This window comes from Plantactinospora siamensis (assembly GCF_042434095.1).
In the GTDB taxonomy this organism is placed as follows: Bacteria; Actinomycetota; Actinomycetes; order Mycobacteriales; family Micromonosporaceae; genus KBS50.
In genome coordinates this window covers 70,266-84,437 of record NZ_JBHLUE010000001.1, presented here as the reverse complement: position 1 = coordinate 84,437, position 14,172 = coordinate 70,266, and the positions used below count along the sequence as shown (strand labels likewise).

Annotated in this window: 7 protein-coding genes and 2 pseudogenes; 7 read left to right on the top strand and 2 right to left on the bottom strand. The window is 76.7% G+C overall.

All coding sequences use genetic code 11. The features are described 5' to 3' along the window. Positions 1–91 precede the first annotated feature (91 nt). From ACFFHU_RS00280 to ACFFHU_RS00265, 4 genes and pseudogenes are all read left to right on the top strand, one after another. Positions 92–394, top strand: a complete 303-nt coding sequence (locus ACFFHU_RS00280; RefSeq protein WP_377334425.1) for a hypothetical protein — start codon at positions 92–94, stop codon at positions 392–394. Positions 395–501: 107 nt separating this feature from the next. Then, positions 502–3,171, top strand: coding sequence for a putative bifunctional diguanylate cyclase/phosphodiesterase (locus tag ACFFHU_RS00275; RefSeq protein WP_377334423.1), 2,670 nt, complete (start codon positions 502–504; stop codon positions 3,169–3,171). A 67-nt stretch (positions 3,172–3,238) separates the two neighbouring features. Next, positions 3,239–4,526, top strand: a pseudogene (locus tag ACFFHU_RS00270) (thioredoxin domain-containing protein); the annotation flags it as partial. A 59-nt stretch (positions 4,527–4,585) separates the two neighbouring features. Next, positions 4,586–5,281, top strand: a pseudogene (locus tag ACFFHU_RS00265) (hypothetical protein); the annotation flags it as partial. Positions 5,282–5,363: 82 nt separating this feature from the next. Here the strand turns inward: ACFFHU_RS00265 and ACFFHU_RS00260 are convergent. Further along, positions 5,364–5,927: a PadR family transcriptional regulator gene (locus ACFFHU_RS00260; RefSeq protein ID WP_377334421.1), complete on the bottom strand. Its 564-nt coding sequence runs from the start codon at positions 5,925–5,927 to the stop codon at positions 5,364–5,366. A gap of 100 nt (positions 5,928–6,027) precedes the next feature. On the opposite strand from ACFFHU_RS00260, the gene ACFFHU_RS00255 reads away from it, so the two are divergent. Genes ACFFHU_RS00255 through purE form a run of 3 tightly spaced genes read left to right on the top strand, consistent with a single transcriptional unit; the run spans position 6,028 to position 8,176 of the window. Continuing rightward, positions 6,028–6,516, top strand: a complete 489-nt coding sequence (locus ACFFHU_RS00255; RefSeq protein ID WP_377334419.1) for a hypothetical protein — start codon at positions 6,028–6,030, stop codon at positions 6,514–6,516. 8 nt (positions 6,517–6,524) lie between these two features. Then, a complete protein-coding gene (locus tag ACFFHU_RS00250) occupies positions 6,525–7,688 on the top strand; it encodes a 5-(carboxyamino)imidazole ribonucleotide synthase (RefSeq protein ID WP_377334417.1) in 1,164 nt (387 codons plus the stop codon). Continuing rightward, positions 7,685–8,176: a 5-(carboxyamino)imidazole ribonucleotide mutase gene (purE, locus tag ACFFHU_RS00245; RefSeq protein ID WP_377334415.1), complete on the top strand. Its 492-nt coding sequence runs from the start codon at positions 7,685–7,687 to the stop codon at positions 8,174–8,176. Before ACFFHU_RS00250 ends, purE begins: the two co-directional genes overlap by 4 nt. Before the next feature lie 9 nt (positions 8,177–8,185). On the opposite strand, the gene ACFFHU_RS00240 is transcribed toward purE, so the two are convergent. Then, positions 8,186–13,837 carry an SCO7613 C-terminal domain-containing membrane protein gene (locus ACFFHU_RS00240; protein ID WP_377334413.1) on the bottom strand — a complete coding sequence of 1,884 codons (5,652 nt, stop codon included), beginning with the start codon at positions 13,835–13,837 and terminating at the stop codon, positions 8,186–8,188. Between the last annotated feature and the right edge of the window lie 335 nt (positions 13,838–14,172).

The following is a 14,172-nucleotide window of genomic DNA, read 5'->3' as shown; positions in this document are numbered from 1 at the left end:
CGCGCGGCCCTGGCCGGAGGCTTCGACGCCGCCCTAGGCGTACCGTGTGGGGGACGGGTCGGACCGGCCCGGAATTCGGAGGACGACTCAGATGCTCACCGCCTCGCAGGTGCTCGCCGAGAACAACTTCGGGGACACCCGGACCGGCGGCCTGGCCGGACCGATGGGCCTGTTCCTGATCGTGGTCCTGGCCGTCGCCACGGTGCTGCTGATCCGCAACATGAACGCCCGACTCCGGCGGCTGCCGGACCGGTTCCCCGACCAGCCGTCCGGGGCCGATCGGCCCGCGGCGGGCGCGGCCGGGGAGCGGGTCGAACGAACGTCGTCGGATGAATCTTCCGACTCCTCCGCCGGGCCGGGTGACCTGGGTCGCGGCAGCCGTTCGGCGTCATGATTCATCCATCCGCCTGGCCGCGCCCCCTGTTGCCCCCTCGACGTTTGGCTTAGCCTTCCGCCGGGGGGACCGAACGTTCCCGCACCGTGCGCGGAAAGGGGGCGCCGATGTCCGCACCGTCCGGCGCCCCGCTGGTCCGGTTCCTGAGGTGGACCGGCCTCACCGTGCTGCCCCGCCGGTCCGTCCTCCTCACCGCCGTCCTGCTCCTCGCGGCGCTGGCATCCGTCGGTGCCGGCCTCGCGCTCACCCCCGCGCTCGGCGACGACGCCCGGGGCACCCTGCCACGGTTGGCCGTGGCGGCCGCCGTGGCCGCGGTGGCACAGCTGGCCCGGCTGCGGTTCCGGCTGGCCAACGGCACCATCAACGTGGGGTGGGGCGAGGCCGCCCTCATCGTCGCGTTCTACCTCGTCCCGGCCGGACTGGTCCCGCTGGCCGTCTTTGCCGGCGCGACCGTGGCGTGGATCATCCTGTCCCTGCTCTCCGAGCGCCGGCCGCCGATCGAGGTGCTCCGGGTCTCGGCGTCGCTCACCCTGGGCGCCGCGCTGGGCACCGCCGTCACCGGGGCCCTGGCCGACCCGGCGACCCGGGCGCCCACCCCGGCCTCGGCCCTGGCCATGGCGCTGGGCGCCTCGGCCTACCTGCTGGTGACCGTCTCGCTGGCGTCGGTCACCATGGCCACCCGGCAGGGCGTGCCGATCGGACCGCTGCTGCTGCCCACCCTTCGCGGCAAGCTGCTGATGTTCGTCGGCAACGTGCTGGTGGGGCTCGTGGCGGTGACCATGCTGGCCAGCGAGCCGCGCTGGCTGCTGCTGCTACCGCCGGCGCTGTGGCTGCTGCAGCAGACGTACAGCCACCGGCTGCGCGCGGACGACGAGCGGCGGATCTGGCGGACGTTCGCGGATGCCACCGGCGCGCTCAACCAGCTCGACGAGCGCGGCGTGGCCACCGCCGGCATCGCCGGGGCGCTGGCGCTCTTCGGGGCCGAACGGGTGTTCATCGACGTGGCCCGCTCGGACGGCCACTGGCGCCGGTACGAGGGCGATGGCACGGGCGAGGTCCGTGCCGAGGCGGTGCCGCCGCAGCAGCGGTCCGACCAGCCGCGTCCCTGGCTGGCGTCCCGGGCGCCCCGACCGCTGCTGACCTCGGGTTTCGTCGAGCTCACCGAGCCTGCCGACGCCGACCCGGCCGGCCGGGACCGGGCGGGCGCGCCGCCCGGGCCGGATGCGGCGGCGCGCGACCGGGAGACGGCCCGCTCGCTGACCGTGGGCGCGGTGCACGTCGGCGAGCTGCGGGTGCGTTTTCCCGCCCCGGTCGATCCGGGGCTGCGGGACCAGGCGGCGCTGTCGGCGTTCGCCGACGCGCTGGGCGCGGCCCTGCACGACGCCGCCACCCACCGGGAGCTGGCGGTGCTGGCCGAGCGGTCCAGCTATCAGGCCCGGCACGACGCGCTGACCGGCCTGTTCAACCGGACGGCCATGCTGGCCCGCGGCGACGCGGTGCTCCGCGGCCTGGACCGGGAGCATCCGGTGGCGCTGCTGCTGCTGGACCTCGACCACTTCAAGGAGGTCAACGACACCCTCGGGCACGCCGCCGGTGACGAGCTGCTGCAGATCACCGCCGACCGGCTGGCCGAGCTGGTCCGCCCCGGCGAGCTGCTCGGCCGGCTCGGCGGCGACGAGTTCGCGCTGCTGGTCACCGCCGCACCGGCGACCGGCCGGCCGGGCTCGCTGCCGCACGCGATCCGGCGGGCCCGGGAGATCGTCGAGACCCTCACCGAGGCCACCGAGGTGGCCGGCGTCCGCATGTCGGTGGAGGCGTCGGTCGGCGTGGTCTCGGCCACGGCCGGCGCGGCCGACATGACGGAGCTGCTGCGCCGCGCCGACATCGCCATGTACCAGGCCAAGGAGGGCGGCGGCAGCGTCGCGTCGTACGACAGCGCCCGGGACGCGGCCAGCACCGACCAGCTCGCCCTGCTGGCCGAGCTGCGGGAGGCGCTGGACGTCTCCGACCAGCTGGTGCTGGCGCTGCAACCGGCGGTGGACCTCAGCACAGGCGCGCCGACCGGGGTGGAGGCGCTGATCCGGTGGAGCCACCCGCGCCGAGGCATGCTCGGTCCCGGTGACTTCGTCCGGGCCATCGAGAGCAGCGAGCTGCTCGGCGCCTTCACCCGGTACGTGCTGGACAAGGCGCTGGGCGTGGCCGCCGAGTGGGCCCGGCACGGGCTCGACGTACCGATCTCGATCAACGTCTCGGCGCGCAGCCTGCTGGATCCGCGGCTGCCGGCCGAGATCGCCGAGTCGTTGCGCCGGCATCGCGTACCGCCGCACCGGCTGGTCCTCGAGATCACCGAGACGGTCGTGATGAGCGAGCTGGAGGTCATCGACGAGGTGCTGGCCGCGCTGCGGGCGCTCGGCGTCCAGCTCGCGGTCGACGACTTCGGTACGGGGTTCTCCTCGCTGACCTTCCTGGCCCGGGTGGCGGTGGACGAGCTCAAGGTGGACCGGTCCTTCGTGATGCGGATGGCCGAGTCCGCGGAGGCGGCCGCCATCGTCCGGATCACCGTGCACCTGGCCCGGGAGCTGGGCCTGCGGGTGGTGGCCGAGGGCGTCGAGACCGCGGACCAGCGGGCCGCGCTGGCCCAGCTCGGCTGCACGGCCGCCCAGGGCTACCACTTCTTCAAGCCGATGCCGGCCGACAAGATCGTCGCCGTGTTGCGTTCGCTCCGAAACTCGGCCCAGGCGCGGGTCTTCCCGCTGCGCGCCGACGGCGCCTCCTGAGCCCGGCCGAGCCCGTCCGGGCGGTGACTGAAATGCCCGGCCTGCCGGGAGTCGATATGCTCGGCCGGTGAACCGACTGGCCGACGCCACCAGCCCGTACCTGCTCCAGCACGCCGACAACCCGGTGGACTGGTGGCCCTGGCGCGCCGAGGCGTTCGCCGAGGCGGCGCGCCGGGACGTGCCGGTGCTCATCTCGGTGGGCTATGCGGCCTGCCACTGGTGCCACGTGATGGCGCACGAGTCCTTCGAGGACGATGCGGTGGCGCGGGCGGTCAACGACAACTTCGTGGCGATCAAGGTGGACCGCGAGGAGCGGCCCGACGTCGACGCCGTCTACATGACCGCCACCCAGGCGATGACCGGGCAGGGCGGGTGGCCCATGACAGTCTTCGCTACCCCGGACGGCACGCCGTTCTTCTGTGGCACCTACTTCCCGCGTACCAATTTCCTGCGCCTGCTGGAGTCCGTCACCGCGGCGTGGCGGGACCAGCGCGACGCGGTGGTGCAGCAGGGCGCCGCGGTGATCCAGGCAGTCGGCGGGGCCCAGGCCGTGGGCGGGCCGGTCGCGCCGCTCACCGCCGAACTGCTGGACGGCGCCGCGGCGCAGCTCGGCCAGGAATACGACGAGGTCAATGGCGGGTACGGCGGCGCGCCGAAGTTCCCACCGCACCTCAACCTGCTCTTCCTGCTCCGGCACCACCAGCGCACCGGGCTGGTGCGCGACCTGGAGATGGTGCGGCACACCGGGGAGGCGATGGCCCGCGGTGGCATCTACGACCAGCTCGCCGGCGGGTTCGCCCGGTATGCCGTGGACGCCACCTGGACCGTGCCGCACTTCGAGAAGATGCTCTACGACAACGCGCTGCTGCTGCGGGTCTACTCGCAGCTCTGGCGGCTCACCGGCGATCCGCTCGCCGGCCGGGTGGCCGCGGAGACCGCGGCGTTCCTGCTGGACGACCTGTCCACCGAGGCCGGCGGGCTGGCTTCGGCCCTGGACGCCGACACCGAAGGCGAGGAGGGCGCCACCTACGTGTGGACGCCCGCGCAGCTCGTCGAGGCGCTCGGCGAGGACGACGGCCGGTGGGCCGCCGACCTGTTCGGCGTGACCCCGTCCGGCAACTTCGCCCATCATGCGGCCTCCGCGCCCGCAGACGGCGCTCCGGACCGAATGACGGGCGTCGAGAAGGGCGCCAGCGTGCTGCGGCTGGCCCGGGACGTCGACGACGTCGATCCGGCCATCGCCGCGCGGTGGGCCGACGTACGGGCGCGGCTGCGCGCGGCCCGGGACCGGCGGCCGCAGCCGGCCCGGGACGACAAGGTGGTGGCGGCCTGGAACGGCCTGGCCGGCACGGCGCTGGCCGAGCACGCCATGTGCACCGGGGACGAGGTCACCGGCGCGGCGGCGGTGCGCATCGCCGAGGTGCTGGCCGAGCGGCACTTGGTGGCCGGCCGGCTGCGCCGGGTCTCCCGGGACGGCGTCGTGGGCGAGCCGGCCGGGGTGCTCGAGGACTACGGCTGCGTGGCCGAGGCGTTCTGCGCGGTGCACCAGCTCACCGGCGAGGGCCGCTGGCTGGAGCTGGCGGGCACGCTGCTGGACGCGGCCCTGGAGCACTTCGGCGCGGAGAACGGCGGCTTCTTCGACACGGCGGACGATGCCGAACGGTTGGTGACCCGGCCGGCCGACCCCACCGACAACGCCACGCCGAGCGGCCTGTCGGCGATCTCGGCGGCGCTGGTGGCGTACGCGGCGCTCACCGGGCAGACCCGGTACCGCGAGGCCGCCGAGCGGGCGCTCGGCACGATCGCGCCGATCCTGGACCGGCACGCCCGATTCACCGGTTATGCGGCCGCGGTGGGCGAGGCGCTGCTGTCCGGCCCGTACGAGATCGCCGTGGTCACGGCCGAGCCGGCGGCCGATCCCCTGCGGCTGGCGGCGATCCGCCATGCCCCGCCCGGCGCGGTCGTGGTGGCCGGCGCGCCGGATCAACCGGGCGTGCCGCTGCTGGCCGAACGCCCCATGCTGGGTGGCGCGTCGACCGCGTACGTCTGCCGCGGCTTCGTCTGCGACCGCCCGGTCACCACCGTGGACGACCTCCTCGCCCAGCTTTGAGTGAGAGGAAGGGCCCCTTCTTATCGTTTTTTGTATAGGAAGGGCCCCTCATTAGCGTCGTCGGCGGGGCCGGCGCCGGCCGTTAAGCCGGTGGTGGCGGTTCCGTCGGGTCCGTCCCGGTGACGCCCGCGGGCAGGTCGTCGAACCAGGCCAGCACCGCCCGTTCGTACGCCAACCCGAACCGCAGGGTGGCGATCGCGTACGGCTCGATCTCGTCGGCGCCCGGCGGTAGCTGCGCGGCCGCCGCCGCATAGCCGGCCAGCCGCTCGGCGTGCGCCCGGCGGTGCGCGGCGAGGTGCTCGGCGAGCCGGCCGGGCGGCAGGTGCCGGCCGAACAGCACGGCCAGCAGCAGCGGGAACCGGATGGCCTCGGTGCCGGGGTCCCGGCTCGCCCATTCGGCGAAGGCGGCCCGGCCGGCTTCGGTCAGCTCGTACGGCCGGCGGTCCCTTGGCCCGCGCTCGCCGGCCCGGACCAGCCCGGCCGCGGCCATCGCGGTCAGCTCCCGGTAGACCTGGCTCTGGGTCAGCGACCAGAAGTCGCCGATCCGGGACTCCGCGGCGGCCACCAGGTCCCAGCCGGTCATCGGGCCGTCGTGCAGGAAGCCGAGCAGCGACGCTGCGGTCGCGTTGAGCGGTCGATCGGCCATCGGCTCTCCCGGGAACGGCTTGACATCCCACTGTGTCATATCGCAAGCTGATCATATCCACCTCCCACTTTGGGAGGTCGGTCGCGGGGGAGGAACAGCCGTGCACGCCATCCTGCTCGTCGTACACATCGTCAGTGGCCTGACCGGCCTGCTGCTCGCGCTGCCGGTGCTGCTGGCGCCCAAGCGGCGCGGGCGGCACACCGCGCTCGGCCGGGCGTACGCGGTGGCCGCCACCGGGCTGAGCCTCAGCGCCTACGGCCTGTTCGCGTACCGGCCCCGCGAGCTGTTCGGGCTGGCCATCCTCGGCACGTTGACCCTCGGCTGGCTGCTCGGCGGGCTGTGGTTCGCCCGCCGCCGGCCCCGGCTGATGGGCGGGCGCGGCTGGCGGATCTGGCACCTCAACCTCATGGGCAGCACGGTGATCTCGTTCGTCACCGGGTTCGCCGTGCAGACCACGCACGGCAACCTGATCGCCTGGCTCGCTCCCACGGTGCTCGGTTCGGCGCTGATCGCCCGGCGCACGGCCCGGGAGGTGACCGCCGGACGCCGGACCACGCTGCCGATCCCCAGCCCGGGACCGATAGGCTGACATGCGTTATGGATCCCCGTACCGGTCTTCCCGTCGTGGGCATGGTGGGCGGCGGCCAGCTGGCCCGGATGACCCACCAGGCCGCCATCGCCCTGGGGCAGTCGCTGCGCGTCCTGGCGCTCACCCCGTCCGACGGCGCCGCGCTGGTGGCCGCCGACGTCCGGTACGGCGACCACACCGACCTGGCCGCGTTGCGCGCGTTCGCCGAGGGCTGCGACGTGGTCACCTTCGACCACGAGCACGTGCCCGGGGCGCACATCGCGGCGCTGGCGGCCGAGGGCGTCACGCTGCACCCGGCCGCGCCGGCCCTGCGGTACGCCCAGGACAAGCGCGCCATGCGCGAACGGCTGTCCGGGCTGGGCGCGCCGGTGCCCCGGTGGCGGCCGGTGGGCGACCCCGCCGAGCTGGTCGAGTTCGGCGCCGAGGTCGGTTGGCCGGTGGTGCTCAAGGCGGCCCGCGGGGGCTACGACGGGCGCGGCGTCTGGCTGGTGACCGGCCCCGACGAGGCCACCGAGCGGGCCGGCACGCTGCTGGCCGGCGGCACCGAGCTGATCGTCGAGGAACGGGTGCCGCTGCGTCGCGAGCTGGCCGTGCAGGTGGCCCGGTCGCCGTTCGGGCAGGTGGCCGCGTACCCGGTGGTGGAGACGGTGCAGCGGGACGGCATCTGCGTGGAGGTGCTGGCGCCCGCGCCCGACCTGCCGGAGGAGCTTTCCGTGGCGGCGCAGCGGCTGGCCATCGACATCGCCACCACGCTGGACGTGGTCGGCCTGCTCGCCGTCGAGCTGTTCCAGACCGACGCCGGCCTGGTGGTGAACGAGCTGGCCATGCGGCCACACAACTCGGGGCACTGGACCATCGAGGGGGCCCGGACGTCGCAGTTCGAGCAGCACCTGCGGGCCGTGCTCGACTACCCGATGGGGGACACCACGCTCACCGCGCCGGTGGTGGTGATGGCCAACGTGCTGGGCGGCGAGCCGGGCGGAATGTCCATCGACGAGCGGCTGCACCACCTGTTCGCGGCCGACCCGGGCGCCCGGGTCCACCTCTACGGCAAGCAGGTGCGTCCCGGCCGCAAGATCGGGCACGTCACGGTGCTCGGCGCCGACCTGCCCGAGGTACGCGCCCGCGCCGCCCGGGCGGCCCGCTGGTTGACCGAAGGCAGTGCCGCATGACGGACGTCGGGCTGATCATGGGTAGCGACTCGGACTGGCCCACCATGCGGGCCGCGGCCGAGGCGCTCGACGAGTTCGACGTACGGCACGAGGTCGCGGTCGTCTCGGCGCACCGCACCCCGGTCAAGATGATCGAGTACGGGCGATCCGCGGCCGACCGCGGCCTCAAGGTGATCATCGCGGGGGCCGGTGGCGCGGCCGCGCTGCCCGGCATGGTGGCCTCGGTGACCCCGTTGCCGGTGATCGGCGTGCCGGTGCCGCTGAGGCACCTGGACGGGATGGACTCGCTGCTGTCCATCGTGCAGATGCCGGCCGGCGTGCCGGTGGCCACCGTGTCGATCGGCAACGCCCGCAACGCCGGCCTGCTGGCCGTGCGCATCCTCGCGGCCACCGACGCGGTGCTGCGGGAGCGCATGTCGGCGTACCAGGCCGGGCTCGAGCGGCTGGTGGCCGAGAAGGACGCCGCGCTCCGGGCCACGCTGGGCTGAGCTTCCCCCTCAGCGCATGCCGCGCAGGGCGCCGCGCAGCCGCTCCTGGGTACGCCGGCGCCGCTCGTTGCCGGCGCCGAGCACCAGCAGCACGATCCCGACCGGGATGAGCACCAGCCACGGCCCGTACACGGTGAGCGCGTGCAGGGCCGCGAGGGCGGTGACCACCGCGCCCACCACCACCGGGGCCTGCTGCCGGCTGGTCGAGCCGACGATGAGCACCGCCACGGCGCCGAGCAGCAGCGCCACCTGCCGCACGTTGCTGGTGTCGCTGATCAGCACGATGGCCAGGGTGGGCAGGAACGCCGCCACCAGGGCCGGGCCGTACGCCGCCCAACTGCTCAGCTGCGGGTGCTGGCGCAGCTCCAGGATCCCGACCAGCAGGGCGAGCGCCGCGAACGGCAGCGTGTAGGCCTCCACCAGCCCGACGTCGGAGATCCACATGAGCAGCCACCACGCGCTGATCTCGCACGCCACGGCCGACCAGAACAGCGCCCGGCGCTCCATGGTGCTCCGGCCCGGCCGGCTGGCGGCCACCCCGATGACCGCGCCCCAGGCCGCCAGCAGCGCGGCGATGTGCCGGGGCGACTGGAACGCCAGCGCCAGGGCGATCAGCGCCGAGCCATAGCCGGTCCACTCCACCGTGGCGGCCTCGCGGACCGCCTCCGGCCGGCGCAGCCGGGGCAGCGTCCGGGCACCCACCAGCAGCAGCGTCCCCACGGCCAGCACGCCGAACGCCGACCAGGTCGGGCTCAACCCGGCCACCAGGCCCAGGGTGAGCACGAACAGTTGGGCCATCACCGAGCCGAACAGCCAGCCCAGGATCCGGGCCCGCTCGGTGCGGCCGAACAGCGCCGCCACCGCGCCCACCCCCACGGCGCTGCCCAGGGTGAACAGCGTGAGCTGCCGGGTGGCCAGGGCGCCGGCCAGCCCGGCTCCGCCGGCCGCCAGCCCGATGCCGAAGGCGGTCATCCGGGTCACCCGCAGCGACCGGGCCTGCTCGGCGGGCGGCGGTGGTGGGGTGAGGGCTAGCCCGAGCATGGCGATCGTGAAGACGGCCAGCGCCGCCATGGTGGCGTTCGGCCAGCCCAGCCCCAGCGAGGTCGGCGCGATCAGCAGCGTGATGGCCGCGCCCGGCAGCACCACCGGCACGGCCCGGGCGGGCCGGCCGCCGAAGAACCCGGTGGCGCCGAGCGCCGTGGCGATGGTCAGCAGCAGCGCCGCGAGGACATTGGTCGGATCGACCGCCGCCGGGGGCGGCACCAGCAGCGACGGCGGCGGGCCCGCCCACACCCGGCCGAGCACCCGGTACGGCCCGAGCAGCGCGGTCACCAGCGCCGGCGCCACGGCCGCCACGGCCAGCGCCGCGGGCACCACCGACACCAGCAGCGCGCCGACCGTCGGGCTCACCGCCCACCGGCTGCGGGGCGGGTCGGCCAGCGGCCGGCGTACCCCGCCGGCGAGCACCGACCACCGGGACCCCGGCGCGGCGGCCGTGCCGGGCGCCGGGGTCGCCCCCGGCGGCGGGGTGGCGGCCCGCAGCAGCTCGGCGAGCACCCCCAGCAGGGCGGTGGCGGCCGCGAACACCCCGAACGGCAACCCGGCGAAGATCGACGCCGCGGCCGTCACGGTCGCGCCGCCGGCGATCCCCACGGTGGCGTACGGCAGGTACTCCGGTATGCGCCGGCGCGCCACGGCCACCACGGCCACGCCGAGGCTGGATCCGCCGAGCGCGGCCGTGAGCACGACCTCGGACGGCCAACCCAGCTCGGCCGCCAGCGCGGCGAGCGCCCCCGGCGCGGCCAGCAGGGCGCCCCCGGTCGCCATCCCGCCGATCTGCGCCAGCTGCACCGGCATGGCCGGCGGCGCCGGGGAGGGCGCCCCACCGTCCGAGCCGGCGGTCATCCCGGCGATGGCGCGGGCCAGCCCGGCCACCACCACCCCGAGCAGGCAGAGCACCCCCAGGGCGGCCGCGGTGGTCCACGGGCGCACCAGCGCCGCGCCGACCGCGTGCAGCGCCACGCAGCCGGCCAGCGCCGCCCAGGCCAGACCGGCCCGGGGATCGGCGGCGGCCACGGCCGCGACGGCGTACGCCACGGTCACCACGCCGCTCACCACGATGGGCGACCACCAGGGCAGACCCAGCGCGGCCGGCGTGCCGATGGTGGCCAGCCCGGCGAGCACGGCGGCCACGTCGTAGCCGCGGGGCCGCGGCAGCAGGATCGCGGCCGCGCCGGCGAGCAGCGCGAGCGCCACCGGCGCCTGCCAGCCGAGCCCGCCGGGCGCGCCGGCCGACCACCGGTCCAGGTCGGCCGCCCAGATCCGGCCGGGCGTGGCCAGCACCCGCACCCCGCCCACCACGGCGGCGTACCCGGCGATGGCGGCGATGACGGCGCCCGTGACGGCAAGGCCCAGCACCGGGCCGCGGCGCCAGTGCGCGGGCATGGCCCGGGCCGCGACGGCCACCAGCAGCACCAGGGCCGCGCCGGCCGCCAGGGCCGAGCCGGGGGCCAGGATCGCGGCGATCCGGGCCAGCGCACCCACGCTCGCGGCAGTGGCGGCGGCCGTCGCCAGGTCCGGGCCGTCGAGCACTCGGTCGGCCCGCCGGCCCGCGTCGATGGACGGCGCGAGGACCAGCAGCACGGCCGCCACCAGCAGGGCGCCCCCGACGAGGGCGTCGGCCGGGGTGGCGCCGGGGGCGCCGAAGGCGGCGATGGCGACCGCCAGGGCGCCCAGCGCCGTGCCGACGGCCAGCGGCGCGCTCAGCTCGCGATGGGCCACCTGGCGCAGGGCCGCGAAGCTCAGCGTCCCGCAGGCGGCCAGGAAGCTGGCCGCCAGCACGGTGAGGCTGGCTCGGGCCACCGCGTCCGGGGCCGGGGCCGCGCCGAGCGGGATGGCCGAGGCCACGAAGCCGGCCACCGCCCCCGGGATGGCCAGCGCGGCGCCGCCGGAGGCCCAGTCCGCCACGATGCCCGCCGTGCGGCCCAGCACGATGGTCCGGCTGGCCGGCGCCAGTGCGATCAGGATCCCGGCGGCGGCCAGCGCGCCGAGCACCGCGGCGGTGCTCCCCGGCCGGGCCATCGCGGCCCCGGCCGCGCCGAGCCCGGCCGCGAGGGCGGCCAGCGCGTGCGCCCGGGCCGCGCGGACGGTCTCGGCCGACAGGCCGGCGGCGGCGATGCCGATCCCGGCGACCGCGGCCGGCCAGGGCGAGGCGGGCCAGGGCAGCGCCAGCGAGGCCGGCATGGCCAGCGCCGTCGCGGCCGCGCCGGTCACCGCGAACTCCCGCCGCAGCTGGATGGGCAGCGCCACCACCGCCGCCACGGTGAGCAGGAACGCCGCGGCCGCGAGCTGCCAGCCGGCCGGACCCACCGCGCCGGCCAGCCGTTCCGGATAGCCGGACAGGTCGGCCCGCCACGGCGGCATGGCGATCCGCACGGGGGCCACGGCGGCCCGCACCGTGGTGCCGGCCACGAAGGCGCCGATCACCAGCAGCGCGAGCGCGGACGCCAGTTGCGGACCGCGCCGGACCTGCTCCGGGAGCGCCCGTACGGCGACGCCGGTCAGCGCCACCGCGGCGGCCACCAGCACCAGCGACCGGCCGGGCAGGGCCTCGGCCGACACCTTGCCGACGGCCGCGATGACGGCGAGGGTGAGCACCCCGGCGGCCACGTCCCGGACCGGCGGCCGGTCCAGCGCGAGGGCGCCGGCCAGCCCGACCACGGCCGCCAGCAGCAGCACGCTGCCCGCGCGCGCCGCCGCCGGCACCGTGTCGGCCGCGACGAGCGCCAGCACGGCGTACCCGAGGGCGAGGACCGCGGCGACGGCGTGCAGCGCGAAGGTGAGCTCCCGCAGCCACGGCGTGGCCGGGCCGGGCGCGGCCGGTCGCCGCTCCCGGGCCGGGATGCGGCGCCCGTCGGCGGCGGCCGTGACCACCGCGTCGACCTCCTCGCCCGCGCTCTCCGGCCGGTACGCGCCGGCGGCCCGGTCGGCCGGCCCGGGACCGGCCGGGTCCGCCCCGGCCGGGTCGTCGGCCGGCTCCGGCGGTGGCCCGGCCCGGCGGCTCAGCCACGGCGCCGCGGTGAGCCGACCGTCCGCGGTGAACAGCCGGGCGAGCCAGAGATCGAGCGCGGCCACCGCGGCGAGCGCGAGCGCCCAGCCGGCCGGCCCGGTGATCGCGTCCCGGGCCAGCAGCGGCAGCACCGGCTGGACGGCCAGGACCAGCCCGTACCGGGGCAGGGCCAGGCCGGTCGCGCCGCCGTAGAGGGCGGCCACGACGGCGGTGACCGCGAAGGTCAGCCCGGCGTAGAGGCCACCCGGAACGCCGCTGGTCGCCACGGAGTCGACCGTCCAGACGGCGTAGCCGGTCAGCGGCACCAGGAGCAGACCCACCGCGGCCAGGGTTTCGGCCGTCGAGGTGAGGCCGCGGCGGGCGGCCAACGGCGCGCCCGCCAGCAGCGCGCCCGAGGCGGCGGCCAGGATGGCGACCCGGCTGAAATTGCTGTACGACGTGAGCGCCACGACCGCGGCCGCGATGCCCAGCAGCAGGCCGCCGAGGGCCAGGTAGATGTTCTGCACCTCGCGGGAGGAGGCCTCGGGCGGGTGCGGCGGAGCGCCCTCGCCGGACGCCGGCGGTTCGAACGGGTCGGGCAGCCCCTGCCAGTCGTCCCGCGGCGGGGCCTGCCCGGCGGCGTCCGCGGCCGGGGCGTGGCGGCGGGCGCCGGCCCGGCCCTCCTGCCGGGGCACCCGGGGCGCGCCCGGGGGCGGCGGGGTGCCCGGCGCCGGGCCGGACCCGGCCGACGTCGGGGGAGGCGGGGACGGCGTGCCGGGCGCCGGGCCGGCGCCGGCCGACGTCGACGGCGGCGGGGCCGGTCGGTCGGCCGTACCGGACGGGTAGCCGGACCCGGGTGGCGGCGCGGGCCGGGCGGCCGTACCGGCTGGGTACCCGGATCCGGGCGGCGGCGCGGGCCGGGCGGCCGTACCGGCTGAGTAGCCGGATCCGGGCGGCGGCGCGGCGGCCGACGGCGGCGTGGTCATCCCGGCGGCGCCGGATCGGGATCGCGCGGCCGCGGCGTCCGGCGGCGGCCCGGTTGTGGACGGCCCGGTTGTGGACGGCTCGGTCGTAGGCGGCGCGGTCGGGGGCGGCGCGGTCCGGGAGCGCGAGCCGGCGCTGGGGCCGGCAGCCGAACCCGGCGCGGCGCTGCCGGCCGGGGTCGCCGGCCCGGGTCGGGCCGACGACGGTCCCGGGCCCGACGGTCCCGGTCCCGGCCTCGATCCGGATGGCGGCGCGGCCGCACCCGGTCGACCGGCCCCCGGCGGTGGCGGCGCGGCCGCGGACGGCGGCGGACCGGCGGGTGGCGGGCTGGGCGGCGCCGGCCGGCGGTTGCCGCCGCGCCGGAACCGGCGGCCGCGACCGCCCTGCCGACGGCGGTCGTCGTTCGCGTGCGCCAGGATGTCCCGCTGGAACTGCGCGGCCTGCAACTGCTGGGCGATCTGCCGCTGCTCGTCGCCGATCGCGAGCTCCCGGGCCTTCATCTCGGCGATCGAGCGTTCGATCCGGGCCAGCTCATCGCCCAGGTCACCCTGCGGGGTCCCGCAGAACGGGCAGCTGGTGGCCGTCTCGATCATCCGCCCGCAGCCGGTGCACTGGTGCGTCTCGCTCATGCCGGCCCCTCGCTTCGCTCCGGGCCGTCATGAGGCTCCACCGCACTGAGCCAAACGATTCGCTCGCTGCGCTCGCTCATGCCGGCCCCTCGCTTCGCTCCGGGCCGTCATGAGGCTCCACCGCACTGAGCCAAACGATTCCCCACCCGCCGCGCCCCGGCCGGCGCTTCGCACTGAGCCTGCTGCGCTCGCTCATGCCCGGCCCCTCGCTCCGCTCTTCGTGGCTTCCCTCCGAAGCATGCCCAAACCAGGCAACCGTTGAATAGCCCCGCGGGGTGTGTCGGCATGGAAGATCGCGAAAATGCGAACCGGCCGCGGACCCGAGGCGGGTTCGC

What these genes read in the sequence shown, in the direction of transcription:
- ACFFHU_RS00260 (WP_377334421.1), bottom strand. Translation starts at nt 5,927, where the DNA reads ATGGCCGATCGACCGCTCAACGCGACCGCAGCGTCGCTGCTCGGCTTC.
- ACFFHU_RS00275 (WP_377334423.1), top strand. Translation starts at nt 502, where the DNA reads ATGTCCGCACCGTCCGGCGCCCCGCTGGTCCGGTTCCTGAGGTGGACC.
- ACFFHU_RS00280 (WP_377334425.1), top strand. Translation starts at nt 92, where the DNA reads ATGCTCACCGCCTCGCAGGTGCTCGCCGAGAACAACTTCGGGGACACC.
- purE (WP_377334415.1), top strand. Translation starts at nt 7,685, where the DNA reads ATGACGGACGTCGGGCTGATCATGGGTAGCGACTCGGACTGGCCCACC.
- ACFFHU_RS00250 (WP_377334417.1), top strand. Translation starts at nt 6,525, where the DNA reads ATGGATCCCCGTACCGGTCTTCCCGTCGTGGGCATGGTGGGCGGCGGC.
- ACFFHU_RS00240 (WP_377334413.1), bottom strand. Translation starts at nt 13,837, where the DNA reads ATGAGCGAGACGCACCAGTGCACCGGCTGCGGGCGGATGATCGAGACG.